The sequence below is a fragment of the Austwickia sp. TVS 96-490-7B genome, from assembly GCF_019331795.1.
Classification (GTDB): domain Bacteria; phylum Actinomycetota; class Actinomycetes; order Actinomycetales; family Dermatophilaceae; genus Austwickia.
The window spans coordinates 1-25,905 of sequence record NZ_JAHPZL010000001.1 but is presented as its reverse complement, the minus strand read 5'-3'; the positions used below and the strand labels follow the sequence as shown (position 1 = coordinate 25,905).

The following is a 25,905-nucleotide window of genomic DNA, read 5'->3' as shown; positions in this document are numbered from 1 at the left end:
TCCTGCGGAGAGGTCGAGCGGCGTTGAGTCGTCGAGCGGGACGGTGTCAGTGGGCTGACGTCGCGTTCGGGGCGGGGCTAGCGCTCTCGGTCGGGGCCGGGGATGGCGATGTTCCCGGCGCGGTGGAGGGTGCGGTGCTGGATGTCGATGGCGTCGGGGAAGCGGTGCCCGTCGGAGCAGCGGTTCCGCCAGTGGGGCCGCTCGCGCTGGGAGTGGCGGTGGGCGTGAGCGTGGCATACGGCCCGTTCGGGGCAAGGATGGGGACGCTCAGCTCGGTGACCAGGCCACCCTCGCTGATCAGCGAAATGTTCATCATCGCGCCAGGGGCAGCCGGGACCTTGCCAATCACAGCGGGGCGGGCCGATTCGCCAGCACCGAGGCGCACCGACTGCCGAGCTGGCACTTCAACCGCAGGCAGGGATTCCTGTCCGATGCGAAACATCAGGTGTCCGGTGGTGTTGGTGTCGGTATTGGCGATGGTGGCCACCAGAGTTCCAGGCGCCCCTTCTTTCGACGCGACGACCAAGGCGTTACGGATGTGCAAAGAGCCGATGTCGACCTGGCTGCCGTCGGCAGGGGTGTAACTGAGCTGGGTGGTGATCGGAGAAGTCCACTGGCAGGCACTCAGCAACAAGGCCGTGGCCAGTGCTCCCCCGGCACTGAGAACGGTTCGGGCGGTACGGCCGCGAGGGAGGCGACTGGCCTGGACGCTGCGTTCCTGGTCGTTAGGTCGGATCACGCCTGGCAGCGTAATGGTCACTGACAGCGGGTACGGCGGGAGTCGCCGCGGAGGAGCGGCGGGCGGTCAGGCAGTGCGACAGGCGGTCAGGCAGCTGCGGTGGACTGTGATCGATGGATCGCCAAGGAATCATGGTGAGGCGTATGGCGCGGCGCTAGGGGGTTCCGGCATCGGCTATCTGACCTGGGCAAACGAAATGGACAGAGTTCCGGCGGTGGTGACAGGCATGTTACGATCGTTACCGCGAAAGGGGATTTGAACACATGGTCTTCAATGTCGGCGAGACGGTTGTGTACCCGCACCATGGTGCCGCTCTGATCGAAGAGATCAAGACACGCACGATCCGAGGCGAGGAGAAGCTCTACCTAGTTCTGAAGGTCGCGCAGGGAGATCTGACGATCGAAGTGCCCGCCGACAACTGTGAGGACATCGGCGTTCGTGATGTTGTCGGCCAAGAAGGCCTGGACCGCGTCTTCGCCGTTCTTCGCGCATCTCACACTGAAGAGCCCACCAACTGGTCGCGCCGCTATAAGGCGAACTTGGAAAAGTTGGCTTCTGGCGATGTGATCAAGGTGGCCGAAGTGGTCCGGGACCTGTGGCGTCGCGAGAAGGGCCGGGGACTGTCCGCAGGTGAGAAGCGGATGCTCGCCAAAGCCCGGCAAATCTTGGTGTCCGAATTGGCGCTGGCCGAAAAAACCGACGAAGGTAAGGCCGAATCCATGCTGGACGAGGTGCTCGCCTCCTGAGTACCGCAGTTGTCATCGTGGCAGCCGGGGCGGGACATCGCCTCGGCTGTTCTGTCCCTAAAGCTTTTGTCGAGGTGGCCGGCCAGCCTCTGGTGCGTTACGCCCTAGATCGAGCGCTTGCTCTGGGCCCAGACATCCATGTTGTGATCGTCGTGCCATCGAGCCATCGTGACGCCACTGATGCGCTGCTGAGCGTCGATGAGCAGGCCCGAGTCCATAGTGTCTCCGGTGGAGCTGAGCGCTCCGAATCCGTCGCCTGCGGACTGGCACTGTTGCGCCCCGAAGATGACATTGTCCTGGTTCACGACGCAGCTCGATGTCTTGCGCCGACAGAGCTGTTTGCTCGCGTTCGTGACGCCGTCCGCGCTGGCGCACCTGCGGTCGTCCCTGGTCTGCCCGTCGTGGACACCATCAAGCAGGTCGATGATCAGGGCTTGGTCGCCGCGACGCCTGATCGGAGCACCCTCAGGGCAGTGCAGACACCTCAAGGTTTTTCCCGAGAGGTGCTAGTCCGGGCACATGCCAGCGGTGCAGATGCCACAGATGACGCTGCGCTGGTCGAGGCACAGGGAGTCCCTGTTCTCGTGGTCCCAGGTGACCACTTGGCGTTGAAGGTGACCGCGCCGGAAGATCTGGACCTTCTGGCACGGATCATCGGCGGTCGATGACCACCTGGCCACTGAGGTGTTCGTCTTCGGGCCACCCTGTGGACCTGTTGCGTATGCTCGGTGAGTGACCAGGGACCCTCATGATGCTGATGTTGCCGGGCCTGCGCTGGCGGTGACCTCCCCCGTCGTCCTGCCCAGGGTGGGTGTGGGGGTCGACGTTCATGCGTTTGCAGCGAAGAACTCGGGTCGGCCATTGATGGTCGCCGGTTTGGAATGGGCCGGTGAGGTCGGTCTTGAGGGTCATTCCGATGCTGATGTGGCCTGCCATGCTGCTTGTGACGCCTTGTTTTCCGCTGCTGGGATCGGCGACCTCGGCGCTCACTTCGGCACCGATCGACCTGAATTCGCCGGTGCGTCCGGGTTGGCTTTGTTGGCTGAGGCGGCGCGGTTGGTCCGCGCGAGTGGATATGACATCGGCAATGTCGCCGTCCAGGTCGTCGGGAATCGACCCAAGATCGGGACGAGGCGTGCCGAGGCCCAGGAAGCCATGGGTCAGGCGTGTGGAGCACCGGTTTCGGTCAGCGGCACCACAACCGATGCTTTGGGGCTGACAGGTCGCGGCGAAGGCGCCGCCGCGATCGCTACTGCAGTGGTGTTTCTGCGTCACTGACCGGGGCGGTCAACGCCGTTGCGGCGTCGATCGCGGTCGGTGACCTGACGCGCCAGCCTGGCTTCCGCCACGAGATAGAGGCAGAGCGGCCGACGCCGAGAGGAAGTCCTCGCGGCGTAGTGCCCCCTGCCTTCGAGAGCAACTGTTAAAGCAAACCGTTTCAGCGTTCTCCTCTGTGTGAAGAATATGGACGACTGTCCATATTCTTCACACAGAGGAGAAGCCACAGATCATCAGTGGTGTGAAAACGCAGCGCTCCTTCAGTGAAGAGAGCAATGATTCACTGAACCGGGCTAAGAGTTAACGAAAAGTGATGGAATCGATGCCTCTCGGTCTGGTCGAAAGGGATGATCTTAGGGCACCCTCAATCGGGAAGGTCAGCGCGTGACACGCGATCGGGCCCGTCACCGGGACGGGACGTTGCCAATGGGTCGACGGCAACGCGAAACGCCGGTCCGTTGAGGTCATGCGTCTCGAGTGAACATATGTCGCAGAACATCCGCACGCACGTTCCCGGACGTGCCCGCGTCGAGGCTGCCGTCCCCAGGGGGTGGCTGCAGGACCACGCCACCGACCCGGGCATGTCGGCAGATCTCGTCCTGTGGGGCCCCCGGGGCAGGCGAGGACGTCGTCCGCGCCTCACCGTAGAGATCCAAGACAGTGATGTTGACCTCACGTCCACCGCAGGCGGTGTCGCCCGTTCTCACGATCAGCGACATCCCGGGTCGGTGATCGTCAGCACTGACGTCTGGCCGCACCCGGTATGGGGCGATGGTCTACTCCTGCAAACAGCTCGGGTCGACGGTGATCACGCCCTCGCTCACGATTACTACGTCTTCCTCGACGGTCCCCACACGGTGTGTATCGACCTGGAATGTCCGCTCGCCGATCTGCTCGGCATTGAGGACGAGGTCGCCGACATCGTGTCCCATATCCGACCCAAGGTGGCTTGACATGTATCCCATCCTCTCCACTGACGTCGCTCCACTGACGGTGTCACCGCGCGCGGCTGATCTCCTGCGAGGGATCGGCACGGTGCAGATGCTTTCGGACGCCGACCGTTTGGTCCTAGCCGAATCGGGCTATCTCACCGAGGATGGCCGCTTCACCGACGTCGGCCTGGACATCCAGGAAGACCTCCAGGACGCAGCGGTGTTGCTGCTCTGCGCCGGGGACGGGCTGGTGTCACATCGGGCTCGAATCCACGCTGGACGTCAGGAACTGCTGTATGTCGAGCAGGGCGCCGATCCGCAGGAATGCCACCTCTACCGGCTTCCGGTCGAAGCGGTGCCCATCTTGGTCGCCCAGTGGGGGCGGTGGCCGGTCGATGAAAACCATCAAGAGCGGACGTGGGGACCCTTTGACCACCATGACGTCATGGCACGGTGTACTGATCCACATCGCCCACTCCCTGACGGACTGGCGCCAGATGCCGCCCGGTTGTGGAATTCTCGGTGGCGGATGTGGAGCGTCCAGTGTGATGCGCGCGACATCTCGCTGATTTACACCGACATTGAAGATCATGGGATCTACCTGGTCAGGCGCGAAGAGGACATGGTCCGACTGGTTGAACGGCCCAGCTCGTTGCTGTGGGGAGATGTCCTGAACTTGTTGGGGCCACTAATGTATGACCCCGAGCCGTCCTGGTGATGGCCCAGATGCCCTGACCGTCGAGGCGCCAACGACGTCGTCTCGACGGCCGAGGTGAGCCGGGCTAGCTCGGTGACGCCGACATACTTTTCGTCATGACAGGACCGCCCTGCACGTCGTAGGGCGGTCCTGTCATGTCCCCCGCGGCATTGAAGCACCGGCCCCGACCGGTAGCCTTTCCTTTCGTGAGCCTTCATCTCTACGACACCGCCACCCGCGAGCAGCGTGAGTTCGTCCCCGTCCAGCCCGGCAAGGTGGGGATGTACATCTGTGGGCTCACCACCCAGGGCACCCCGCACATCGGTCACCTGCGGTTTGCGGTGGCGTTCGACATCTTGCGTCGCTGGCTGACCATCGGCCACGGATATGAGGTCACCCTCGTCCGGAATGTCACCGACATCGACGACAAAATCCTGCACAAAGCCACCGAGCATGGCACCCCCTGGTGGGCGTGGAGCTACCGGCACGAGCAAGAGACCTCCCGAGCTTTGGAGATCCTGGGAGTGCAGCCAGCGACATATGAGCCACGAGCCACCGGGCATATCCCGGAGATGGTCGAACTCATGGACACGCTCGTCGAACAAGGACATGCCTATCCCGCGCCCGACGGCAGTGGGGACGTCTATTTCGACGTCCGGTCATGGCCGTCGTACGGCGAACTGACCCGGCAGAGCATCGAGGATATGGAAGCCGCCCAGGACGCCGATCCGCGAGGGAAGCACGACCCTCGCGATTTCGCGTTATGGAAAGGCGCTAAGACCGACGAGCCGGAATCCGCGAGCTGGGCTACGCCGTACGGACGCGGACGGCCCGGTTGGCACCTGGAGTGCTCAGCGATGGCCCGGAAATACTTGGGTGACACCTTCGACATCCATGGTGGTGGCGTGGACCTGCGTTTCCCCCACCACGAAAACGAACAAGCCCAGTCCCGGGCCGCGGGATACGGGTTTGCTCGGTACTGGATGCATAACGGCTGGCTCACCACCGCCGGGGAGAAGATGAGCAAATCCCTCGGCAATGGGATGACCGTCACGGAAATCACCCGCATCGCCCGTCCGTTGGCGGTGCGCTACTACCTGGGATCGTCGCACTACCGATCCACCTTGGAATATCACGCCGGATCTCTGGCCGAAGCCGAAGCTGCGGTGGAACGCATCGAAGGTTTCTTGCGTCGTGCTGCTGTTGAGATGATTGATCCTCGGACGGTGGAGCTTCCTGCAGCGTTCCGGGCCGCCATGGACGACGACCTGGGCGTGTCCGGTGCGTTGGCGGTCATTCATGACACTGTCCGGGAAGGCAACACTGCGCTCGACGAGGGATCACCCGAGGCGGCGCAGGAGGCGGCCCGCGCGGTGGTGGCGATGACGTCGATCCTGGGGATCAATCCGCTCGACCCAGCGTGGAGCGCGGGGACAACCCATCAGGACGACGGTGCGGCGGCCGCGCTGGAAGCTCTGATCGGTGAGCGGCTTGACCAGCGTGCAGCGGCGCGCAAGGCCCGCGATTTCGCGGCTGCTGATGCGATCCGGGACCACCTCGCTGCGGCGGGAATCGTGGTCGAGGACACCCCGACCGGAGCCAGGTGGACCCTGGCTCGTCGGACTGACAAGGAGATCTGATGGCTGGCAATTCACAACGTCCCGGAGCGACCCGTAAAGCCGGGTCGAAGAAGGGCGCCACCATCGGTTCCGGTGGCAAACGACGTCGCGGTCTGGAAGGGAAAGGCCCCACTCCGAAAGCCGAAGAGCGTCCCTATCACAAGGCCTTCAAAGCGGCTCAGCGCGGGGGGCAGCAGACATCAGTGGCGGGGCGCTCTCGGGCTGCCGCGCGCCCAGGGCGACGGGCGAAAAGCAGCACCGAGGTCGTTGCTGGTCGCAACTCGGTGTTGGAGGCGTTGCGGGCGCATATCCCCGTCACCACGATGTATGTCGCCAGCCGAATCGACTCCGATGACCGGGTCCGTGAGGCTCTCAAACTGGCTCATGAGCGCGGATTGCCGGTGCTGGAGTCGCCGCGCACCGAACTCGACCGGCTGACCGACGGCGCTGTCCACCAGGGGCTGGCTTTGGCGGTCCCGCCGTATCAGTACGCCGACCCGCAGGACTTCGTAGACCCGCAGACCCCGGGGATTCCGCTGGTGGTGGCGTTGGACGGGATCACCGACCCCCGCAATCTTGGGGCAATCATCCGATCGGTGGCGGCATTCGGTGGGCACGGTGTCGTGGTTCCGGAGCGGCGTTCGGTGGGGATGACTGCGGCCGCTTGGAAGACCTCAGCTGGTGCTGCAGCCCGGGTTCCGGTAGCTCAGGCGGGCAACTTGACCCGCGCCTTGGAGGAGTATCGCAAGGCAGGATTTTTCGTGGTGGGGCTGGATGCGGGGGGCGAGGTAGAGCTGCCGGATCTGCAGCTGACTGATGTCCCGCTGGTCGTGGTGGTCGGTTCGGAGGGCAAAGGGCTGTCCCGACTGGTTCGTGCCACGTGTGACCAGGTCGTATCTATTCCGATCAATGCGATTGAGTCGCTGAATGCCGGGATCGCGGCCGGGGTGGCGTTGTATTCGATTGCCTGTCAACGATCCGGTCGTTGATGATCTCGTCAGCGACGCCAGATGTGGAGCGTTGACCTGTGCGTGGGGTGACCCGGTCCACTCAGGGCCGGGTCACTCTTGTCTGGTGGTGGGGGAGTCATCAAACGCAGCGGACATGGGTGTCTCAGTCGCATCGACAGCGACTAGCGCTTCCTCATCGCGGCGCCGGGGAAGTTCGGTGTTGAGGTAGTCCACGAATGCCCACAGCGTCGTCACGTCGTGTCCGACTCGTTCGGACATATACCAGCGGTGCTCCAGCACTTCGTGGAAGATCTCCGCTGGTTCCAGTTTGGCTTGCAGGTCAGGCGGGATGTTGGAAACGATCGGTTCGTAAATCTGGGTCATCCAGGTGTGCGCGACGCTTTCTTCCCGTTCGGTCTGCCGACCGGTGTCGGCGCGGAAAGAATCAAGGTCGTTGAGGAGTCGGCGGGCCTGGTTTTCTTGCACGTCCAGGCCGGTGAGGCGCATCAGGCGGCGACTGTGATGTCCGGCGTCGACGACCTTCGGTTGCACCTGGACAGTGCGCCCGGACAGGTCGGTGGAGAGGGCGAGCTCGTCGACGTCGAAGCCGAGAGAGTTGAGTCGGCGGATACGTTCATCGACACGCCACCGATCACCAGTGGCAAACCGCTCGACGCCGGTGAGTTCCTGCCAGAGTTGGTGGTAACGCCCCACGACCCGTCCAGCGAGGTCGACGGGGTCGCCGACGTCGTCCCGGCCGCCTTCGGCCTGAAGATCCATGAATTCTCCAGCGATGTTGACGAGGGCGATGTCCAGGTCGTGTTCGCGTTGGCCTCTGGTTAAGGAGGGCAGGATCTGCCCGGTTTCGGCATCCACGAGGTACGCTGAGAACGCGCCGGCGTCGCGGCGAAACAAGGTGTTGGACAACGAGACATCGCCCCACCAGAAACCAGCGAGGTGGAGCCGGACCAGCAGGACGGCTAGTGCGTCGATGAGACGAATGACGGTGTCCGGGGTGACTTCTCGGCTGAAGACTGCCCGGTACGGCAGGGAGAACTGCAGATGTCGTGTCAGGAGGCAGGCATCCAAGGGTGTGCCGTCAGCGTCTTCCCGGCCACTGATCACTCCGAAGGGCCGCACGGTGGGTTCTTCCATCCGGCGTAACGCGCGCAAAGTGGCGTATTCACGGCGGGCGATGTCCTCGGTGATTTCTTTGATAGCGAGGACCCGTCCGGAGACCTTCACAAACCGGACGATGTGGCGGGAGATGCCGCGAGGGAGGTGTGCCATGAACGGGCCGTCCCATTGCTCCAGCGGCAGTGACCAGGGCAGGTCCAGGAGGGCAGGGTCGGGACGTGAAGCGGTGATCTGCAGGGGCACACGACCATGCTCGCATGGCCTGACTGGTCGCACGGGGTGACCTTGGCAGGGGAGCGGATGCCACCGGGGCGGTCGGCACCCGCTCCCCTGCCTGCGTGCTGTCTGCGTGATCAGGCGCCGAGTCGAGCGCCGGTCGTCATATCGAAGTAGTGAACATGACCAGCCTTGGGCTGCAAGTGAATTCGGTCACCCTTGGCTGGCGGCGTCCGCCCGTCGACCCGCACCACGATCGGTCGGTCAACAGCATCAGCGCCATCCATGGAGCCGTACACATAGGCGTCGGCGCCCAACTCCTCCACGACTTCCACCGTGATCGGCAGGCCGGTCTCAGCGATACTCAGATCTTCCGGACGCACTCCCAGCGTGACCTGCTGCCCAGCCTTGACTGTGCTCCCCAGATCCGCGGAGATCGTCGCCGTACCCAGTCGAACGCCATTGCCCTCCACTGGCACCGGCACGAGGTTCATCGCTGGCGATCCGATAAACCCAGCCACAAATACGTTGCTGGGGTGGTCGTACATCCGGCGTGGGCTGTCACACTGCTGCAGCAATCCGTCCTTGAGCACCGCCACCCGATCACCCATCGTCATCGCTTCCACCTGATCGTGGGTGACATAGACCGTGGTGATGCCCAGTCGGCGCTGCAGTGAAGCGATCTGAGTGCGGGTCTGGACGCGCAGCTTGGCGTCCAGGTTAGACAGGGGCTCATCCATCAGGAAGACCTTCGGCTCCCGCACGATGGCTCGCCCCATCGCCACGCGCTGCCGTTGCCCACCGGAGAGAGCTTTAGGCTTCCGCGCCAAGTACTCACCCAAGTCCAGGATCTTTGCTGCTTCCTCCACTCGACGGCGGATCTCGGCTTTATCGACCCCCGCGATCTTCAGCGCAAAACCCATGTTGTCGGCCACGGTCATGTGGGGGTAGAGCGCGTAGTTCTGGAACACCATCGCCACATCGCGGTCTTTGGGGGAGAGGTCAGTGACATCCCGGTCGTCAATAAAAATCCGGCCCGAGTTCACCTCCTCCAAACCAGCTAGCATGCGCAAGCTGGTGGACTTCCCACAGCCCGAAGGGCCCACCAACACGAGGAACTCCCCGTCGGCGATGTCGAGATTGAGCGCATCTACGCTCGGAGTGTCGTTACCCGGGTAGGTGCGGGTGGCATTGTCGAAACGCACGGTGGCCATGACGTCGTTGTCTTCCCTTCACCGGCAGGAACGTGCCGGACGATCCGTTGTAAAGGTGGCCTGCCCTGGCCGGGCAGGCATGATGTAGTGATGGTCACGACGGTGATCCGTTGCGACGCCTGACACTCTATCCACGCCGTCCAGGTCGCCGGTACAAGTCCGTCGAAAAGGTCATCCCCGCCAGGTCATCCCTTCGTTGATCCTGCCGTGAGTCCGGCGACGAGATGACGCTGCGCGAAGAAGAACACCAGACCGGCAGGAATCGTGATCAGCACTGCTGCTGCTGTCAACAGGTCCCAGTGGGGCTCGGAGGGCGGCCTGGGAACGAAGATTTGCATTCCATATGCCAAGGTGTATCGATTGTCGGTGTTGAGGAATGCACTGGCATATGCCACCTCACCCCACGCAGTCAAGAAGGTGTAAAAAGCCGTCACCGCCAAGCCGGGGCGAGCTAGGGGAAGAATCACTCGCCAGAATGTCCCAAACGGTCCGAGTCCGTCGATCTGGGCGGCCTCATCTAGTTCTTGCGGAATCGAATCGAAGTATCCCTTCAGCATCCAGGTGCAGAAAGGAACGGCAATCGTGCAATAGGCAAAGACCAATGAGGCATGCGTATTGATCAGCCCGAGCGTGCTCATGATCGTGTAAATCGGCACGATCAAGATCGACACTGGGAACATTTGCGTGATCAGGAAGGTCCACATCAGGGTGCGACGACCTGGGAAGTTGAAACGGGACAGAGCATAGCCCGCCGTCGCTGACATGGTGATCCCTATGATCATGGTGAAGATCGCTAACGACACAGAGTTCCAGAACCAGGTCAGGAACTCTGTGGTGGACAACAGTCGGATGTAGTTGTCCAACGATGGCGAAACCAGCGGATTTAATGACGAAATCTGAGCTGCTGGCTTGAATGACGCCAACGTGATCCATGCGATCGGGAACACTGCGATCACGCAGGCACTGATCAACGTCGCATGCAACGCGATCGACGCGCCAACGGTGCGTCCCCGACGGGTCTGTCCGGCGGGTTTCCGGCCCATCACCACACCTCTCCCTGGTGTCGCAGCACTCTGCGGTACACCAACGAATAGATCACCAAGATGGAAAGGATCACCACGCCGTACGCGGCAGAGAATCCGTAGTTGCGGATTCCCTCGAAAGCTGCCCGATAGGCCCCGGTCACCAAGATTTCAGTGCCACCTGCGGGGCCGCCTCGACTGACCAGATAGATAATCGGGAACATGTTGAACGTCCAGATAGTGCCCAGCAGTATCACTGAGTTAGATACCGGGCGCAACCCTGGAAGGGTGACGTTCACGAATTGCTGCCACGGGCTGGCGCCATCCATCTGTGCGGCCTCGTATAGCTCCCCAGGGATGGATTGCAAGCCGCCCAGGAGGGCGACCATCATAAAGGGAACACCCAACCATACGTTGACCACAATCACCGCCACCAAAGCTTTGGGGGTGCTGTCGAAGAAATCAATGGATTGGCCACCCAGTGCTCGGATTGCGGCGTTGAGGATGCCCGCATCCCGGTCGTAGATGAACTTCCAGGCAAATGCCGAGACGAATGCGGGGACAGCCCAGGGCAGGATCAGCAGCACTCGATAGAGACTGCGCCACCGCATCTCCCGGTGCAGCAGGATCGCTAATCCTAGTCCCAGGGTGTAGTGGAAAAAGACGCACGCCCCGGTCCAGATCAATGTGATCAGCAGTTGATGCCAGAACTCCCCGACCCGACCAGAAAACAAGTCGACGTAATTGTCCAGACCCACGAATCGTGCCCGATTCGGATTGTCGACGCACGTCTGGGCGCCACCGAGGGTCTTTTCGCAGATCTGTGCAGCTTGGTTGGCTTCGGTCAAGTTAGTGAACGACTGCCAGATGCCCTGCACCAAGGGGAAGAACACCATCACGGCCAGGACGATCACCACTGGAGCGACGAAGGCCCAGGCATACCAATGTTTATCCCAGGTGGTCCGGAGCCTGTTCATGGCAGGTCGGTCAAGGTCAGGGCACAGTCCGTCATGAGGACCTCTCGCGCAGATCGAACAACGACACACAACGTCATCACCCTGGATCCAGCTCCGAATATGCCTCCCAACAGGCGTGACTCAGAGCGGTCGTACGGCGGTGGGAGCGCCGGTCCAGGGCAGCTGGCGCCCCCACCTGACGGGATCAGCCGATCGTGTAGTCCTTCACCACTTCGGCCTTGTACTTGTCGGCGACCTCAGTGAGGGCACTCTTCGGGTCGGCCATGTTGACCATCACCTTGGTCGCGGCCTGGTCCATGGGGCCAAACAGCTGGCCGCCCTCAGGCACCCACGAGCGAGGCACCGCCACCGCCATGGACGGCTGGAAGAGTTTGACCATAGGGTTGGTCACCTTCTCATAGGCGGACTTCCGTGACGGCAAGACGCCGAGCTTGTCGGCGACCTTCGCCTGGGTTTCCGCCGAGGACATGAACTTGATGAACTCGGTGGCGGCTTTCGCCTTGTCGTTGCTCATCCCGGAGTAGACGACGTAATCGTGGCCACCCACCGGGGCGCCAGCCTTCTTGCTTCCCGCAGGGACCGGTACGACGCCCAAGTTGTCGGCGCCGCCGAAGGCGGCGGCCTTGGTGATGCCGGCGACCTCCCACGGACCCTGAATGATCATCGCGGCCTGACCGTTGATGAAGGCGTCGTTCATCGCCTTATACGCCTCGGTAGCCGGGGCTTTCGTGAATCCCGGCGATTTCAGCAATTCCTGCGCCTTGGTGATTCCGGCCACGGCCGGTTCGGCGTTCACGGTGATCTTCTTCGCAGCGGGGTCGAGCAGGTCGCCTCCCTCGCCGTAAATGAACGGAAGCAGGTAGTAGCCGACCGGGTTTAAGTAGACGCCGTCTTTGCCAGTTTTGGATTTTACTGCTGCCGCAGCGGATTTCATCTCGTCCCAAGTTGTGGGGGCCTGAACTCCGGCTTCCGCCAGCATCTTCTTGTTGTAGAACAAGGCGAGCGTGTCAGTGACCTGCGGGACGCCGTACGTGCCGCCGTTGTACTGGGTGGATCCTCGGGAAGCGTCAAGGAAGTCGCCCATGTCCTTGGTCAGCTCGGTGCCATCGAGTTTGTACAGGTACCCCAGCGAAGCGAACTCAGGCACCCAGGCGACCTCAGCGCGCAGGATGTCAGGTGCTCCGGACTTCGCGCTGGCCGCCGTTTTGAACTTGCTCTGCGCTTCACCGAAGGGCACCGACTGATAGGTGACCTTGACCTTGGGGTATTTCTTCATGAACTCGGCGACCATCTCCTTGTAGACGGGCGCTTCGTTGGTGACGTCGGAGGTGTCCCACCAGGTGAGCTCCCCGGCCACCTCGGTGGAATCTCCGGAGGTGGGGGAGGAAGAGCCCGATCCCGAACCGCCGCAACCGGCGAGCGCGATGACCGTCGTGGTGAGCAGTGCTGTGAGCTGGATGCTTCGGCGCATGTCGTGGTGCTCCTTGGGATCTTCTACCCGGGCGCCAGTGCCCGCGTCGCGTGCCACAGTAGCCGCCCTGCAAGTTCTTGCACAAGGTTTTCTGCAAGAACTTGCAGAAAAGTCCTTGCGGTCGACACCTGGGGTGCGCCATTCTTCAAGGGCCCGCCCACGACCGGCCGGGCGCGTCGGACCCTGACCCGACACCAAACTCGTCACCAGGAGCGGCCCATGCGTGCACCCCGTCTGGCAGATGTGGCCGCTAAGGCCGGGGTGTCCGAAGCCACCGTCAGTCGCGTCCTCAACGACAAACCAGGCGTTGCCGAGTCCACCCGCATCGCTGTCCTGGCCGCTGTCGACATGCTCGGCTATGACCGGCCCGCCAAGCTGCGCCGCATCAGCGCCGGACTCGTGGGTCTCGTCGTACCCGAACTGGTCAATCCGGTCTTCCCCGCCTTCGCCCAGGCCATCGAATGCGCCCTCGCCGCACGCGACTTCACCCCCGTCCTGGGCACTCAGACACCAGGGGGCATCGCCGAGGACGACTACCTGCAAATGATGTGCGACCGAGGTGTTGCCGGGATCATCCTGGTCTGCGGACTGCACGCCGACACCACCGCCGACCTCGACAGGTACGTCGATCTGCGCCGACGCGGCATGCCCTTAGTCCTGATCAATGGCTACCGCGAAGGCATCGACACCACCTTCATCAGTTGTGACGACGTCGGCGGAATCCACCAGATCGTCAGCCACCTGGTCGACAGCGGACACCGCCGTATCGGTGTGACTGTCGGACCGGAACGTTTCGTCACCGCCCAACGCACCATCACCGGATTCCGTCAAGCCATGGCCCAACTCGCCGGTGTCGACGCCGTCACCGACCTCATCGCCACCACCTGGTATACGGTCGAGGGCGGGGCCCAAGGCGCCGCCCAGCTCCTCGACGCAGACTGCACGGCTCTGATTTGCGGCAGCGACATCATGGCCCTCGGCGCGATCCAAGAGGTACGACGACGCGGCCTGCGCGTCCCCGAAGATATCTCCGTCGTCGGACACGACGACTCCCCGCTGATGGCGTTCACCGACCCGCCCCTGACCACGTTGCGGCAAGACGTCGACGGGATGAGTCAAGCCGCCGTCGCTGCCCTGCTCGACGAGATCGACGGCCGCACCTCCCCGCGAGCCGAACTGGTCTTCCGCCCCGAATTAGTGGTGCGGCGATCCACCAGTACGGCGGTGGTCAGTGCCCTGCACCGACGGCCCGTCGTACTCGGACGAACTCCGCGAGGAGCGTGACGGCCTCCTCGACTCCATCGACCCGCCAGGAAGCAGCCGTCGACCCGGTCCCCACCTTCACCGTCACATCCTGCGCACCCGTGAGCACCGCAAAGGCCCTCTCATCTGTGACATCGTCACCCAGATAGAGCGTCCCCGCCGCTCCCACATGAGCGGCGCAATCCCGCAATGCGCTGCCCTTATCTGCCTGCAGGACCCCCAACTCCAGCACGTTTTTCCCCGCTAACCGATGCACCTGCGGGTGCGCGCTCGCGGCGATCGCTGCTGCCGCCAACGCCTGCAACCCGGCGGTTTCCGGCATGGTCCGGGTGTGCAGGACCACCGCGGCGGGCTTGCGCTCCACCCAGGCGCCGGGATGCGCGTCGGCGATCTCTGACAGTTCAGCGTCGAGGACGGCGAGGAGTTCCTGCTGCTCAGTGGTGAGCTTGCCGGAATCTGGGTCCAGGCTGGACTGGGCGCCGTGGGTGCCGATCAGGACGATGCGGGGGTCGTCGGCGAGGCCGGACAGGTCACGCAGCACGGCCAGCTCCCGCCCGGAGACCAGAGCCACGTGCACGCCGGGCATCGCGGCGGCCTCGCGCAGTGCGACCGTCGCCGCTGGCAGCGGTCGCACCTGCATGGGGTCGTCAGCGAACGGGGCGAGGGTGCCGTCGAAGTCGCTGGCGACGAGGACCGTCTCCAGCTGAGCTAATCGGCCGAGGGCGTGCGTCAGGTCGGCAGTGGGGTCGGACGTCGGCGCGGTCACCGTCAGCCTCGGGGGGCGGCGTACGGCGGTCGGGCCGGTGCGTATTTCAGCGCATCCAAGAATCGGGCTGCCCATTGTTGTACGTCGTTCTCTCGGATCTTCTTACGCAGCGAGCGCATCCGGCGGCGTTTTTCAGCCGGGGAGGCGTGGGCGGCGCGCAGGATGGTGTTTTTCAACCCTTGGATGTCATGGGGGTTGCACAAATAAGACCTGCCGAGTTCTTCTGCGGCCCCTGCAAATTCGGAGAGAACCAGCGCTCCGCTTTCGTCGTGGTGGCAGGCGACATACTCCTTCGCGACCAGGTTCATGCCGTCACGCAGCGGAGTGACCAACATGATGTCCGAAGCGAGATACATTGCCGCCATCTCCGCCTGATCAAAGCTTTGATGCAAATATTCCACCGCGGTTTCCCCGATGTGCGAATAGTCGCCGTTGATCTGACCGACTGTGAGTTCGACTTGACCGCGCAGATCCCGGTAGGCATCGACCCGTTCCCGGCTAGGCACGGCGATCTGCACTAGACACACCTCCGGCGGGGACACCTCACCGTCACTCAGCAACTCTTGGTACGCCTTGAGACGGTGCCGGATGCCTTTGGTGTAGTCCAGGCGATCCACCCCCAGCATCAGGATGTCCGGGTTGCCCAGGGACGCACGGATCTCCGTGGCGCGGGCCACCACCTCAGGGGAGCGGGCCAACGTGTCCAAGTGGCCGAAATCAATCGAGATCGGCAACCCGGCCGCGCGCACCACCCGGGAGCTGCCGTCAGCGTCGGTCGTGGTTACCGTGTCGCGGCGGGTCGGCAACCCCGCGAGCTGCCGACACGCTCGACGGAAGTTGCCAGCGTCACTGGGTTTTTGGAAGCCCAGGAAATCCGCACCGAGCAGACCATCGATGATGTCGCGACGCCAGGGCAGCTGCGCAAACAGCTCCACCGGCGGGAACGGGATGTGATTGAACCAGCCGATACGCACATCCGGGCGAAGCTTGCGCAACATGGCGGGGACTAACTGCAACTGATAGTCGTGCACCCACACTGTCGCTCCAGGCGCAGCCACCCGAGCGACCTGCTCAGCGAACTTCCCGTTGACCCGCCGATACGCCGCCCACCAGCGACGATGGAAAGTCGCCGGAACAATGACGTCGTGGTAGACCGGCCACAGGGTGTCATTGGACAAGCCCTCGTAATAGTCAGCGATATCCTCCGCGGTCAACGCCACCGGCACCAGGAACATCCCCGAATCCTCAAACGGCTCCGGGGCGTCACCAGCATCACCAGCCCACCCCACCCAGGCCCCACCCCGCCCGCGCATCACCGAATCCATTGCCGTGACTAGCCCGCCCGGGCTGCGCTGCCACGTGGGAACCCCATCCGGCCCTTCACGCCGATCGACCGGAAGCCGGTTGGCAGCCACCACAAAGTCGTATGTTTCGGTCCCCGGTGGTGTTCCGGTAGCGTCGCTCACCGTCGTCCATCTCCTCACGCGTCAAGTCGTCAGGGCGGCGGAATCACCGAATCGTCCTGTCCCTCTATGCCCGTAGGCATGTCCCACTCTACGGGCGCGTCAGTGCAGCAGCCTCCTGGACAAGGGCCGTAGGCTGGCCGTCGGGTGCACTGCACGCGACTGAGGTCACAGGCAGCACACCAGTACATCACTCCACAGCGGAGCCGGATGCTGATCGGGAGGTATCCATTGAGTCCGAGTGGCGCCAGCCAGACGCCAGCGCGCGTCGGTCGTTATCGACTGTGTTCAGAACTAGGTCGCGGCGGTATGGGCGTCGTCCACCTCGCCGTCGACGACGCCGGGCACACCGTGGCGATCAAAATGCTGCGCGAGTCAGCCCTGGACGAACCGGATGCCCGCGCTCGCCTAGCGCGTGAGGTCGATCATCTTTCCCGTATTGACCACCCCGGGGTGGCTGGCATCATCGACGCCGATGTCACTGGCGCCCGACCGTACGTCGTCACCAGGTATGTTCCGGGGCCGTCCCTGGACCGTTACATCTCTCAGCAAGGCCCACTGCGCCCGGTGGAGTTGTTTTCCCTTGCCGCAGACCTCTCCGTGGCTCTGTCAGCAGTGCACGCCGTCGGGGTGGTGCACCGCGACCTCAAACCGGCGAACATCCTGCTGCAAGATGGCCATCCAGTGCTGATTGACTTCGGGATTGCGTTTGGCTCCGGTGATGCCCGCCTCACCTCCACCGGTCTGGTCATGGGCACCCCAGGTTTCCTCGCCCCGGAAATCCTCGACGGCGCTGACGTCGATACCTCCACTGACTGGTGGGCTTGGGCTGCGACCTTGGCGTACGCCGCCTCCGGGCGGGTGCCCTTCGGGGATCGGCCAGTAGATGCCGTCCTAGCCCGCATCCGCGCCGGAGAATGCGACCTCAGTGGCGTCGATCCTGCGCTCGCTCCGCTGCTCCGCGCCGCACTCGACCCGCGACCGTTTGCTCGCCCCACCCAGCGACAGATCCTCGCCGAACTCGAGCGCTACGCCCACGCCCACGGCGCCACCGGCGCGACCGTTGGCCTGCCCGCGATGACAGCTACCACGGTGATGCCTGGTGCAGGCGCCACCCGACCTCACCGGGTCGCTCCTGCCCGAACAGCAGCAGCTGCCGCCATGGCAACTCCGCCGCCGTGGGGGCCTCCAGGAGGTGCGCCTCACGCGCCAACGACTCGCCCGACGGCACGGGCCGGTGCCACCGCCGCCTGGCCGACCCCGGCCAATCCGCCCATGCCCGCCACAGCCACCACTCCCGCTCAGGCTGTGCGCACCAGATTCCAGCGAGTCATCGCCGCCTCCAGTGACGCGGCACGCACCCATTTGCAGAGCGTGCTGCCGACGCGTGCCCAGAGTGGTCCCCCCGCCGGATATGCCTCCTGGAATGCGGCACCCACTGCACCGCCGCCGTATGGCACCACTCCTCATCCCGGTGCGGCTCCCACCGCTAGCGGATGGCATCCTCCCCAGCAGCACCTCGGCAAACCAGCTGCGGCGCCTCCACACCCTGGCGCCGCCATGTCCGGCGGGCACCACAAGCCAGGCCCCTCGCCGTACGGGCAGCCGAGCACCGTCCTCGACCGGGGCGGGCGTGCTCTGACGACCCTCTCGTTGGGTGTCTTCTTGGCCTGTCTGACCCTGATGGCGCCGGTGTATGCGCTGTTCTTCGGAGTGTTTTGGTCGTGGCTGACGCGCACTGTCGACCGAGTGATGACCGGTCACTACCTGCGACGCAGCAGTTACGGCGCCGGGCAGCACGACATCATCGGGACCGTGCTGCGCTCCCCGATGAACATCATCCTCGCCGCGACCGGGACAGTGCTCTCTGCGTTCTTCCCGCTGCTGGTGGGCTATCTCGGCATCCTGCTGGGGGTTGTCGGTCAGGACTTCGGGGTGATTCCCGGATCCCCGCTCAATCCGTCCGCCCCGGTGCCGCTGTTCATGGGCGGGGTGAGCACCCTCATCATGGCCTGGTGGGGGCCAGGTGGCAGCAGTGTGCGGCGCGGGACCCGGATGACGGTGCGAGCGTTGACGCCTCCGCCGTTAGGCCCGGTGCTGATGACCTTGCTCTTTCTGGTTGCCGCCGCCGTCGTCGGATTGATTTCCCAGTCCACCGGCCACCTGCCGGTGTGGGGATGGCTCGGCCCAGACCCCTTCTCCTGGGTGCGTGGCTGACGTCGGCCTGACCACTGTTGAGGCGATCAACCACTGCTTCATCCCGAGATGCGGACGCGCTGTCGGTCGCTGAGCGAGATTGTTGTCAGATCCGTGATCTGATGGCCGAGGCTTCTTGACGGGGGAGTCACGTACTGCCACGTGCGGGTCGCCACCCATAGAAGTCAGGTCGGACGCACGTCCATGACCTTTTTGTTGCTCAACTGTGACATTTCCGTGTGCGAGTCGCTACGCTGATGACGTCATCCCGGCCGCCATCGAGCCCCATGCGGGTCTCACCAGGCACCGGACCGCACCTCATCCGCGCGGGACACCAGCACCACCCAACTGCACATCCACCGACCGTGTCCGTGCGCCGCACCTTCGTCGACGGGCACACCCGGCCACCAGCCGGAACTGTCAGACGAAGGTGGGGGACCACGACCGGCACCAGCCGGTCGGCCGTGGAACACTCCACGGCTCGGGGTGATACCGGGACACCGGCCAGACACCTGACGCCTGGACCCAACAGGAACCCCCGCAGGCGCCGTCAGGAAGGACACCACGCAGCACATGAGCTACACCCCGAAGCACGCCAGACCCCGCCGACCCGTCCGCAAGACCGTCGGAGTGGGCATGTTGACCGCAGCAACCACCGCCATCGGCGTGGGAATGAACACCGGTGCCGCACACGCCGACGACGCCGTCTGGGACCGCGTCGCAGCCTGCGAAGCCGGCGGCAACTGGCACATCAACACCGGCAACGGCTTCTACGGCGGCCTGCAGTTCACCGTGCAGAGCTGGAACGGAGCCGGCGGATCGGCGTACGCCTCCCGGCCCGACCTCGCCACCCGCGAACAACAAATCGCCGTCGGCCGTAAGCTCCTCGCGCTGCAAGGACCAGGCGCCTGGCCCAGCTGCTCCATCAAGGCGGGCCTGACCCGCGACAACGGTGGCGTCGGCGCACCAGCCCCAGCCCCCGTGCCCGGCGGCGGTAACAGCGGCGGTGGCGGCAACACCGGTGGCGGCACCAAAGCAGCCACCCCCACGCCTACCCCCTCCGAAACCGCCACCCCCAAACCTGCCCCCAAACCGGCACCGCCCGCCCCGGGACGCAGCGACACCCAAGGCACCGCAGCCATCCAAACCTGGATCGGTGGCAACCTCTCCGGCAAATGGGACGAAGCAGCGATCAAGGCCCTCCAAGCCAAACTGCACAGCCCCATCACCGGCAAGATGGACAAAGCCACCGTCAAAGCCACCGAAGCCTTCCTGAAGATCACCCCCACCGGGGTCGACTACTTCTCCCAAGCTGTGCTGGACAAGCTCAGCGACTACGCCCGCAAGAAAAACTCCGAAGCCACCCTCACCTCCCTGGCAGCAGCCGTCGAAGGTGGCTTCGTCTCCCCGGGCACCGTCCAACTCGCCACCAACCCCGTCACCTACCGCTGACCTGGTCACCCCACCCCCCCACGGTGCGGGTCAGGACTCACCCCTGGACGAGTCCCGACCCGCACCGTTACCCAGCGGAATCGGCCAGCAGCGGCCACTACGGGTACGATGCCTGAAGTCCACATGCACATGTGGGCGTGCTGGAGTGGCGCAATCGGTAGCGCACCTGTCTTGTAAACAGGTGGTTGAGGGTTCGAGTCCCTTCTCCAGCTCTCAGACCAGGGGAAACGAATCACAGCATCCTCCCCGACACGGTCGGGCCACTCTTTTCGTGACCGGATGACAGCCGCGGATTCACGAGCTTGAGGGCTTCGACGACGCGCGGGTCGCGGAACCCGGCGTCGATGGTGCCGAGCACGGGTTCGCTGCGACTGCACCCTAGTGGTCAAGGGTCGACGGCGACCTGATCGCCTATCGCGACGAGGTCCGCGAGATCGTTGATCCAAGCCATGATGTCGCTCTCTCGGTACTGCAGGTGAGGACCGATCTTCAGCGGCGGTGGCGGTGACCGGTTGCTGGGTTGTTCTTGGTGAAGTCTTGACGTTTCGGTTCGGCTGTTGGGTTGGTGGTGGGTGGACGATGGCGGAGTCTGGCGCAGTGCCGCGTCGGGTGACGATGGACTTCAGCCCGTCCGGGCAGCTGGGCAACTTCTGGGACGCCAATGGCACCGGCCTGGCGCTGTACTACAACACCGACGGCACGACACGCCAGATCGTGGATGCCGCCGGGCGGAAGGTGGACTACACCTATGTGCCCGGCACGAGCAGGGTCAGCAAGGTCACCCAGAGCGGGGACAACAGCGAGACCCGCTCGATCAGCTACGGCTATGACGCTTCGGGACGACTGTCCTCGAGCACCGACGCCAACGGCGCGACCACGACGTACAGCTATGGCGGGAATGGGAAGTTGTCCACGGTGACGACCTCGCGTGGGGTCAAGCTGACGATCGAGTACGACTCCTCTGGGCGGGCGAGCAGCGTCTCGCGGTGGGATGACGCTGGGAAGGAGAACCGGACCGGGTTCAATTATGGTTCCTCGACTCAGACGGTCGTGACTGACCCTAACGGGGGTACGTGGATCTACGCGATGGATTCCCAGAAGCGGCAGACCGGTACGAAAGACCCGTACCGCAACTCCAGGAGCAAGACCTATACGGCGAATAATGCGGTCGCGACCAGCACTGCGGCCGTGGCGGCCGGTGGGGTCGGCGCGGATGTGACGTCGTTCTCCTGGGACACCAACAACAACCCCTCACAGGTCAAGATGCCGACCGGCGCGACCACGACGCTAGGGTACGGGTCCGCGGCGAACTGCGGCACCGATGCTGGTTCGAGCGGGGACAAGCTCAAGTGCGTCACCGACCCGGCGGGGAACAAGACCGCGATGAACTGGGACGCTCAGGGGAACCTGACCAGCTCGACCAGCGGGGACGGCACTGCTGGGGCGGCGACCTCAACGATCACCTATCAGAAGGGCGGCAACCTCCTCACCGGGGACAGCTGTGGTGGCAAGCCCGGGCAGATCTGCTCGGTCACCCAACCCAAGGTCGCCGGGCAGAACAGCGGGTGGAAGGTCACTAACGCCTACGACACCCACGGGAACCTGATCTCCTCGACCGGGTCCGACACCGCGCTGCTGGGCGCACGGAAGTACACCTATGACGGGTTCGGGCGGGTCAAGACCGTTACTGACGGCAAGGGCGCGACGTTGACATACACGTGGGACAACCGGGATCACGTGACCGCGGTCAGTGGGGCCGCGTCATTGTCGTTGGCGCACGACTCTGATGGGAACCTGACCAACAACGCCGGCGCCACGCTGACGTATGACAAGCAGAACCGGGCCACGTCGTTGACGGTGGCTGGGGAGAGCACTCGGGTGACGTACGAGGCCAGTGGCAACGTCTCGACGTACACCGATGACACTGGCGCGACGACGACGTATCGGTATTTCTGGCACAACCGGGTTTCCTCGATTTCGGTTGATGGGACGGACTGTCAGTGGGATCGCAGCGTTGGCAATCTGTCGCCGTCGGCGGGGGTGTCGGGTAAGGCGGGGTGTGTGCGGTTTGCGTATGACGCTGGCGGGCGTGAGACGCAGCGGGCGTATCCGGGTGGGGCGATTCAGTACCGTGGGTATGACGGGTCTGGTCGGGTGGTGGGGATCTCGGCTAATAGTGGTGTTGGGGCTCGGATCACTTCTCAGGCGTACAACTACCTGGCGGGGGCGAAGGATCAGGTGAATGTGCAGTCCTGGAGCACTGGGGCGGTGCCGAGTTTGGCTCCTGGGCCGGCGGCGGGCGCTTCTCAGAGTTATCTGTATGACTCGTTGAACCGGTTGATCAAGGTCAGTGAGAGTTCTGGGGCGGTGTGGGGGTATGCGTATGACCCGATGGGGAACCGGACCTCGATGACGAGGGCGGGCACGGCCACGATGGGTGTCTCCGAGAGTGATACTGCGACGTATAACGCGGCGTCGATGTTGGTGAGTAACTCCAAGGGGTCGTTCGCGTATGACAAGAACGGTAACGAGGTGTCTGCGCCGGCGGGGCCGGGTGGGTCTGGGATTCCGGCGCGTACGAATGAGGTCACTGATGCGTTGGGGAACACGACTGCGATGATGGTGGCTGGGTCGGGGGTGAACTTCTCGTACGGGTCGACCACCCCGGGGATGTATAACCAGCTGTTGGGTGCGGGGAGTTCGACGTACGGTCGGTCGATTTTGGGGTTGGCTTTGTCGAGTCGAAATATGGGTGGGGTGGCGACCCGATATGTCGCTCATCCTTCGGGGCAGAATATTGGTTACGTTGCTCCGCAGGGGCAGGCGTGGTTCTTGACTGACAAGCTGGGGTCGGTGATCGGCTTGGTTGATTCCAAGGGTGCGTTGATTGGGTCGTACAGTTATGACCCGACCGGGGTGAATCGTGCTAACACTGCTACTGGCGCCCTGGCTGCGCGGAATATCCACCGCTACGCGGGCGGACTGTTCGAGCCGGCCACTGGTCTGACTCGGTTCGGGGTGCGTTGGTATAACCCGGTCACTGGTCGGTTTACTACCCCTGACCCGTCGGGGAAGGAGAAGAACAACTACCTCTACGCTGGCGGGAATAGTTGCAACCGGGTCGACCCAACTGGTGAGTCTTGGGATGACCTAGGTAATCTCCTCTTGGCAGGAGTGGCAGGAGTGGCAGGAGTGGCAGGCGGAGTTATTGGGGGCGCCGTGGGTGTGTTGGGTGGTGAAATTGGTGTTTCAATTGGGGTCACCGTGGGCGGTGGCTGCGCATTTAATACGGTCCTCGGTGCGCGCACGGGAAGCCAGAATCCGGGCTTCGACTGTGTCGCTGGCGCCGCGGGTGGACTAGCCCTTCTCGCAATGCCAAAAATGTTCGGACCTGTACTGTCCTCGGAGTGAGTTGGCAAGAAAAGCTATCAAATTGAGCGTTTCTTGGGAGGAAGAATGGCGGGAACGCTGCATATCGCCCGCAGTAGGGGTGAGTGGGTCAATGCAATTCGACGGTTTACGATCATAGTTGACGGCGAGATGCGTGCACGGCTCCGACGCGGAGAGTCGGTCTATGTACCTTTGGAATCTGGAAAACATGAGGTGCGACTTCGGTTGGATCGGTCCGCCTCACCCAGCATTATGGTCGAATTATCCGATGGTGAGACCCAGAGTTTCTTGGCTCGCAATGGCGATATATTGGGCGAGCGAGGGAATCACCTTGCATTAATTCCCCTAAGCAAGTCCTCGGCGGTGAAGTTTGATAGCCATGGGCAGCGGGCATCCAGCCGTGCTGCACCGTGGCTGGTCGCAGTCTCCGTCCTCTATCTCGCGCTTCTATATTTCCTGCCCTCAGATCCTTGGCCTTGGGTCAGTTCAGCCGCGTACGTGATCACGGCGGGCCCTCTGATTTTCTTCCTCTTTAACAGATGGCGCATGCACAAAAGCGGCTCTTCACGGACGAATTTGGGGGACATTGAGTAGTCGCTGGCGATGAGGGGTATGAGTAGGTGGTGGGCGGTGCGGTTGCGTTAAGGTGGCAGTTGTTTCTTTCCTTGAAGTGGGTCGCGAAATGTCCGCGGGTGATCGCTGTTGCGGGGCAGGAGGACCTCTTGTGGCCGGTTTCTCATACGTCCGCGGGGAGTTTCCCACGGAACCGGTGTCGGGTAAGGCGGGGTGTGTGCGGTTTGCGTATGACGCTGGCGGGCGTGAGACGCAGCGGGCGTATCCGGGTGGGGTGATTCAGTACCGTGGGTATGACGGGTCTGGTCGGGTGGTGGGGATCTCGGCTAATAGTGGTGTGGGGGCTCGGGTCACTTCTCAGGCGTACAACTACCTGGCGGGGGCGAAGGATCAGGCGAATGTGCAGTCCTGGAGCACAGGTAACCAGCTGTTGGGTGCGGGGAGTTCGACGTACGGTCGGTCGATTTTGGGGTTGGCTTTGTCGAGTCGAAATATGGGTGGGGTGGCGACCCGGTATATCGCTCATCCTTCGGGGCAGAATATTGGTTACGTTGCTCCTGAGGGGCAGGCGTGGTTCTTGTCTGACAAGCTGGGGTCGGTGATCGGCTTGGTTGATTCCAAGGGTGTGTTGATTGGGTCGTACAGTTATGACCCGACTGGGGTGAATCGTGCTAACACTGCTACTGGCGCCCTGGCTGCGCGGAATATCCACCGCTACGCGGGCGGACTGTTCGAGTCGGCCACTGGTCTGACTCGGTTCGGGGTGCGTTGGTATAACCCGGTCACTGGTCGGTTTACTACTCCTGACCCGTCGGGGAAGGAGAAGAACAACTACCTCTACGCTGGCGGGAATAGTTGCAACAGGGTGGATCCGTCTGGGGAGGAAAATTCTGACGCGTGCATAATTGGCGGTGTTATCGGGGCCGCAGTCTATGGGGGGCTGGCTTCTCTGATCATGTTTGAGGCCGACTTGTTGTCGGGTGGAGCTGCGGCCTTTCTCAACGGTGCGGTGACCAATGCGGCCGGTGCGCTCGGTGCAGGCGTTGGATGCAATCTAGCTGAAAAAGGTCTTGGAAGCGCGGCGGATCCGGGCGAAACTCCGGTCCAGTACCTCATGCGTTACAAATAGGAGGAATTGTGCACGATTTTCAGCGAAAGGGATGGGTGCGCGCTGGCTCTGTGGTCCTTTCGGCGTTTCTGATTGTAACGGCTGTTTCTTGGCCTGTGCTTGTTGACTCTTCGTGGTACCCCTCATCGACCCTGGGGCGATATGCCTTTGCTGCTGTAGTGTCATTTTTCATCGTGTCGATTGTGCAGGGTGTCGTATTTCTATTTCTTCGCCAAGTCAGCGGGAAAGGGCGTAGGGAGGGCGGGGATCCTAGATGAGCAGACCCTGCCTGTCCGATCACTCTCTTTTTCGAGGGATGAGACGGACGAGGCGTCGGGGGTCGCTCGGCGCGGGGAGTAAACGCCGCGCCGGGCGTTCGCCCACGAGCAGGTCCGTGACGAGTTCGGCCCGGGTGGCGTACGCCCGCTGCACCCCAACTCCGTTGGCTGAGTCCATCCTCATGTACGTCTTTACGAGATCTTTGCCCGATTTCGCTGGTGTGATGGGTGGGCGCGGGTGGATGCTTCACGGGTCCGGGGCATTGCCGCTTTCGGGTGACGGGCGTTGTGTCCGTAGGCCCTGGGGAACACGACTGCGATGATGGTGGCTGGGTCGGGGGTGAACTTCTCGTACGGGTCGACCACCCCGGGGATGTATAACCAGCTGTTGGGTGCGGGGAGTTCGACGTACGGTCGG

General features: G+C 63.2%; 23 protein-coding genes and 1 tRNA gene. 13 read left to right on the top strand and 11 right to left on the bottom strand.

Features of this window, described 5'->3' with window-relative positions:
- Positions 1-46: 46 nt before the first annotated feature.
- Positions 47-739, bottom strand: a complete 693-nt coding sequence (locus tag KEM60_RS00115) for a hypothetical protein (RefSeq protein ID WP_219105485.1) — start codon at positions 737-739, stop codon at positions 47-49.
- 263 nt (positions 740-1,002) lie between these two features.
- Between KEM60_RS00115 and KEM60_RS00110 the strand changes: the two genes are divergently transcribed.
- The 7 genes from KEM60_RS00110 (at position 1,003) to rlmB (ending at position 7,000) form a co-directional block, all read left to right on the top strand.
- Complete coding sequence (locus KEM60_RS00110; protein WP_219105484.1) at positions 1,003-1,485, top strand: CarD family transcriptional regulator; 483 nt, start codon at positions 1,003-1,005, stop codon at positions 1,483-1,485.
- Positions 1,486-1,502: 17 nt separating this feature from the next.
- Complete coding sequence (gene ispD / locus KEM60_RS00105) at positions 1,503-2,153, top strand: 2-C-methyl-D-erythritol 4-phosphate cytidylyltransferase (RefSeq protein ID WP_255574066.1); 651 nt, start codon at positions 1,503-1,505, stop codon at positions 2,151-2,153.
- A gap of 112 nt (positions 2,154-2,265) precedes the next feature.
- Positions 2,266-2,763 (top strand): 2-C-methyl-D-erythritol 2,4-cyclodiphosphate synthase, encoded by a 498-nt coding sequence (gene ispF, locus KEM60_RS00100; RefSeq protein WP_219105851.1) that lies wholly within the window; start codon positions 2,266-2,268, stop codon positions 2,761-2,763.
- 485 nt (positions 2,764-3,248) lie between these two features.
- Positions 3,249-3,716, top strand: a complete 468-nt coding sequence (locus tag KEM60_RS00095; RefSeq protein WP_219105483.1) for a hypothetical protein — start codon at positions 3,249-3,251, stop codon at positions 3,714-3,716.
- A gap of 1 nt (position 3,717) precedes the next feature.
- On the top strand, positions 3,718-4,413 hold the full coding sequence (locus KEM60_RS00090; RefSeq protein ID WP_219105482.1) for a hypothetical protein: 696 nt from the start codon (positions 3,718-3,720) through the stop codon (positions 4,411-4,413).
- Positions 4,414-4,598: 185 nt separating this feature from the next.
- Positions 4,599-6,032: a cysteine--tRNA ligase gene (cysS, locus tag KEM60_RS00085; protein ID WP_219105481.1), complete on the top strand. Its 1,434-nt coding sequence runs from the start codon at positions 4,599-4,601 to the stop codon at positions 6,030-6,032.
- Positions 6,032-7,000, top strand: coding sequence for a 23S rRNA (guanosine(2251)-2'-O)-methyltransferase RlmB (rlmB, locus tag KEM60_RS00080; protein ID WP_219105480.1), 969 nt, complete (start codon positions 6,032-6,034; stop codon positions 6,998-7,000). Before cysS ends, rlmB begins: the two co-directional genes overlap by 1 nt.
- A gap of 72 nt (positions 7,001-7,072) precedes the next feature.
- Here the strand turns inward: rlmB and KEM60_RS00075 are convergent, their stop codons facing one another.
- The 5 genes from KEM60_RS00075 to KEM60_RS00055 all read right to left on the bottom strand — a co-directional run bounded on the left by KEM60_RS00075 (position 7,073) and on the right by KEM60_RS00055 (position 12,998).
- A complete protein-coding gene (locus tag KEM60_RS00075; protein WP_219105479.1) occupies positions 7,073-8,341 on the bottom strand; it encodes a DUF4032 domain-containing protein in 1,269 nt (422 codons plus the stop codon).
- 110 nt (positions 8,342-8,451) lie between these two features.
- Positions 8,452-9,528 carry an ABC transporter ATP-binding protein gene (locus KEM60_RS00070; protein ID WP_219105478.1) on the bottom strand — a complete coding sequence of 359 codons (1,077 nt, stop codon included), beginning with the start codon at positions 9,526-9,528 and terminating at the stop codon, positions 8,452-8,454.
- Between the two features lie 185 nt (positions 9,529-9,713).
- On the bottom strand, positions 9,714-10,571 hold the full coding sequence (locus KEM60_RS00065; protein WP_219105477.1) for a sugar ABC transporter permease: 858 nt from the start codon (positions 10,569-10,571) through the stop codon (positions 9,714-9,716).
- Positions 10,571-11,527 carry a carbohydrate ABC transporter permease gene (locus KEM60_RS00060; RefSeq protein WP_219105476.1) on the bottom strand — a complete coding sequence of 319 codons (957 nt, stop codon included), beginning with the start codon at positions 11,525-11,527 and terminating at the stop codon, positions 10,571-10,573. The genes KEM60_RS00065 and KEM60_RS00060 overlap by 1 nt, the downstream gene beginning before the upstream one ends.
- A gap of 184 nt (positions 11,528-11,711) precedes the next feature.
- Entirely contained in the window at positions 11,712-12,998 is a 1,287-nt protein-coding gene (locus tag KEM60_RS00055; RefSeq protein WP_219105475.1) for an extracellular solute-binding protein, read from the bottom strand.
- A 219-nt stretch (positions 12,999-13,217) separates the two neighbouring features.
- Between KEM60_RS00055 and KEM60_RS00050 the strand changes: the two genes are divergently transcribed.
- On the top strand, positions 13,218-14,282 hold the full coding sequence (locus KEM60_RS00050; protein WP_219105474.1) for a LacI family DNA-binding transcriptional regulator: 1,065 nt from the start codon (positions 13,218-13,220) through the stop codon (positions 14,280-14,282).
- Here KEM60_RS00050 and otsB read toward each other — a convergent pair.
- Positions 14,227-15,027, bottom strand: coding sequence for a trehalose-phosphatase (otsB, locus tag KEM60_RS00045; RefSeq protein WP_255574065.1), 801 nt, complete (start codon positions 15,025-15,027; stop codon positions 14,227-14,229). The two genes, KEM60_RS00050 and otsB, sit on opposite strands and share 56 nt — an antisense overlap.
- Positions 15,028-15,029: 2 nt before the next feature.
- Positions 15,030-16,493 carry a trehalose-6-phosphate synthase gene (locus KEM60_RS00040; RefSeq protein ID WP_219105472.1) on the bottom strand — a complete coding sequence of 488 codons (1,464 nt, stop codon included), beginning with the start codon at positions 16,491-16,493 and terminating at the stop codon, positions 15,030-15,032.
- A 207-nt stretch (positions 16,494-16,700) separates the two neighbouring features.
- Between KEM60_RS00040 and KEM60_RS00035 the strand changes: the two genes are divergently transcribed.
- From KEM60_RS00035 to KEM60_RS00025, 3 genes are all read left to right on the top strand, one after another.
- Positions 16,701-18,707: a serine/threonine protein kinase gene (locus KEM60_RS00035; protein WP_255574064.1), complete on the top strand. Its 2,007-nt coding sequence runs from the start codon at positions 16,701-16,703 to the stop codon at positions 18,705-18,707.
- A 552-nt stretch (positions 18,708-19,259) separates the two neighbouring features.
- A complete protein-coding gene (locus KEM60_RS16740; protein ID WP_219105470.1) occupies positions 19,260-20,138 on the top strand; it encodes a transglycosylase family protein in 879 nt (292 codons plus the stop codon).
- 139 nt (positions 20,139-20,277) lie between these two features.
- A tRNA-Thr gene (locus KEM60_RS00025) sits at positions 20,278-20,350 on the top strand.
- 20 nt (positions 20,351-20,370) lie between these two features.
- Here KEM60_RS00025 and KEM60_RS16315 read toward each other — a convergent pair.
- The gene (locus KEM60_RS16315; RefSeq protein WP_255574063.1) at positions 20,371-20,496 is read right to left on the bottom strand and encodes a hypothetical protein; all 126 of its coding nucleotides are present in this window, start codon (positions 20,494-20,496) and stop codon (positions 20,371-20,373) included.
- A 221-nt stretch (positions 20,497-20,717) separates the two neighbouring features.
- On the opposite strand from KEM60_RS16315, the gene KEM60_RS00020 reads away from it, so the two are divergent.
- Together KEM60_RS00020 and KEM60_RS00015 are read left to right on the top strand one after the other, a co-directional pair.
- Positions 20,718-23,549: an RHS repeat-associated core domain-containing protein gene (locus KEM60_RS00020; protein WP_219105469.1), complete on the top strand. Its 2,832-nt coding sequence runs from the start codon at positions 20,718-20,720 to the stop codon at positions 23,547-23,549.
- A 703-nt stretch (positions 23,550-24,252) separates the two neighbouring features.
- A complete protein-coding gene (locus tag KEM60_RS00015; protein WP_219105468.1) occupies positions 24,253-25,230 on the top strand; it encodes an RHS repeat-associated core domain-containing protein in 978 nt (325 codons plus the stop codon).
- Positions 25,231-25,506: 276 nt separating this feature from the next.
- Here KEM60_RS00015 and KEM60_RS00010 read toward each other — a convergent pair whose 3' ends face one another.
- Both KEM60_RS00010 and KEM60_RS00005 read right to left on the bottom strand, forming a co-directional pair.
- Entirely contained in the window at positions 25,507-25,671 is a 165-nt protein-coding gene (locus KEM60_RS00010) for a hypothetical protein (RefSeq protein ID WP_219105467.1), read from the bottom strand.
- Between the two features lie 8 nt (positions 25,672-25,679).
- Positions 25,680-25,905: hypothetical protein (locus KEM60_RS00005; protein ID WP_219105466.1), on the bottom strand; the 226-nt coding region annotated here is incomplete at its 5' end.

Coding starts and splice junctions, on each gene's coding strand:
- KEM60_RS00065 (WP_219105477.1), bottom strand. CDS start 10,571: ATGGGCCGGAAACCCGCCGGACAGACCCGTCGGGGACGCACCGTTGGC.
- KEM60_RS00010 (WP_219105467.1), bottom strand. CDS start 25,671: ATGAGGATGGACTCAGCCAACGGAGTTGGGGTGCAGCGGGCGTACGCC.
- KEM60_RS00055 (WP_219105475.1), bottom strand. CDS start 12,998: ATGCGCCGAAGCATCCAGCTCACAGCACTGCTCACCACGACGGTCATC.
- KEM60_RS00090 (WP_219105482.1), top strand. CDS start 3,718: ATGTATCCCATCCTCTCCACTGACGTCGCTCCACTGACGGTGTCACCG.
- KEM60_RS00060 (WP_219105476.1), bottom strand. CDS start 11,527: ATGAACAGGCTCCGGACCACCTGGGATAAACATTGGTATGCCTGGGCC.
- KEM60_RS00020 (WP_219105469.1), top strand. CDS start 20,718: ATGGCGGAGTCTGGCGCAGTGCCGCGTCGGGTGACGATGGACTTCAGC.
- KEM60_RS00070 (WP_219105478.1), bottom strand. CDS start 9,528: ATGGCCACCGTGCGTTTCGACAATGCCACCCGCACCTACCCGGGTAAC.
- KEM60_RS00110 (WP_219105484.1), top strand. CDS start 1,003: ATGGTCTTCAATGTCGGCGAGACGGTTGTGTACCCGCACCATGGTGCC.
- rlmB (WP_219105480.1), top strand. CDS start 6,032: ATGGCTGGCAATTCACAACGTCCCGGAGCGACCCGTAAAGCCGGGTCG.
- KEM60_RS00050 (WP_219105474.1), top strand. CDS start 13,218: ATGCGTGCACCCCGTCTGGCAGATGTGGCCGCTAAGGCCGGGGTGTCC.
- KEM60_RS00095 (WP_219105483.1), top strand. CDS start 3,249: ATGTCGCAGAACATCCGCACGCACGTTCCCGGACGTGCCCGCGTCGAG.
- KEM60_RS00035 (WP_255574064.1), top strand. CDS start 16,701: ATGCTGATCGGGAGGTATCCATTGAGTCCGAGTGGCGCCAGCCAGACG.
- KEM60_RS16740 (WP_219105470.1), top strand. CDS start 19,260: ATGAGCTACACCCCGAAGCACGCCAGACCCCGCCGACCCGTCCGCAAG.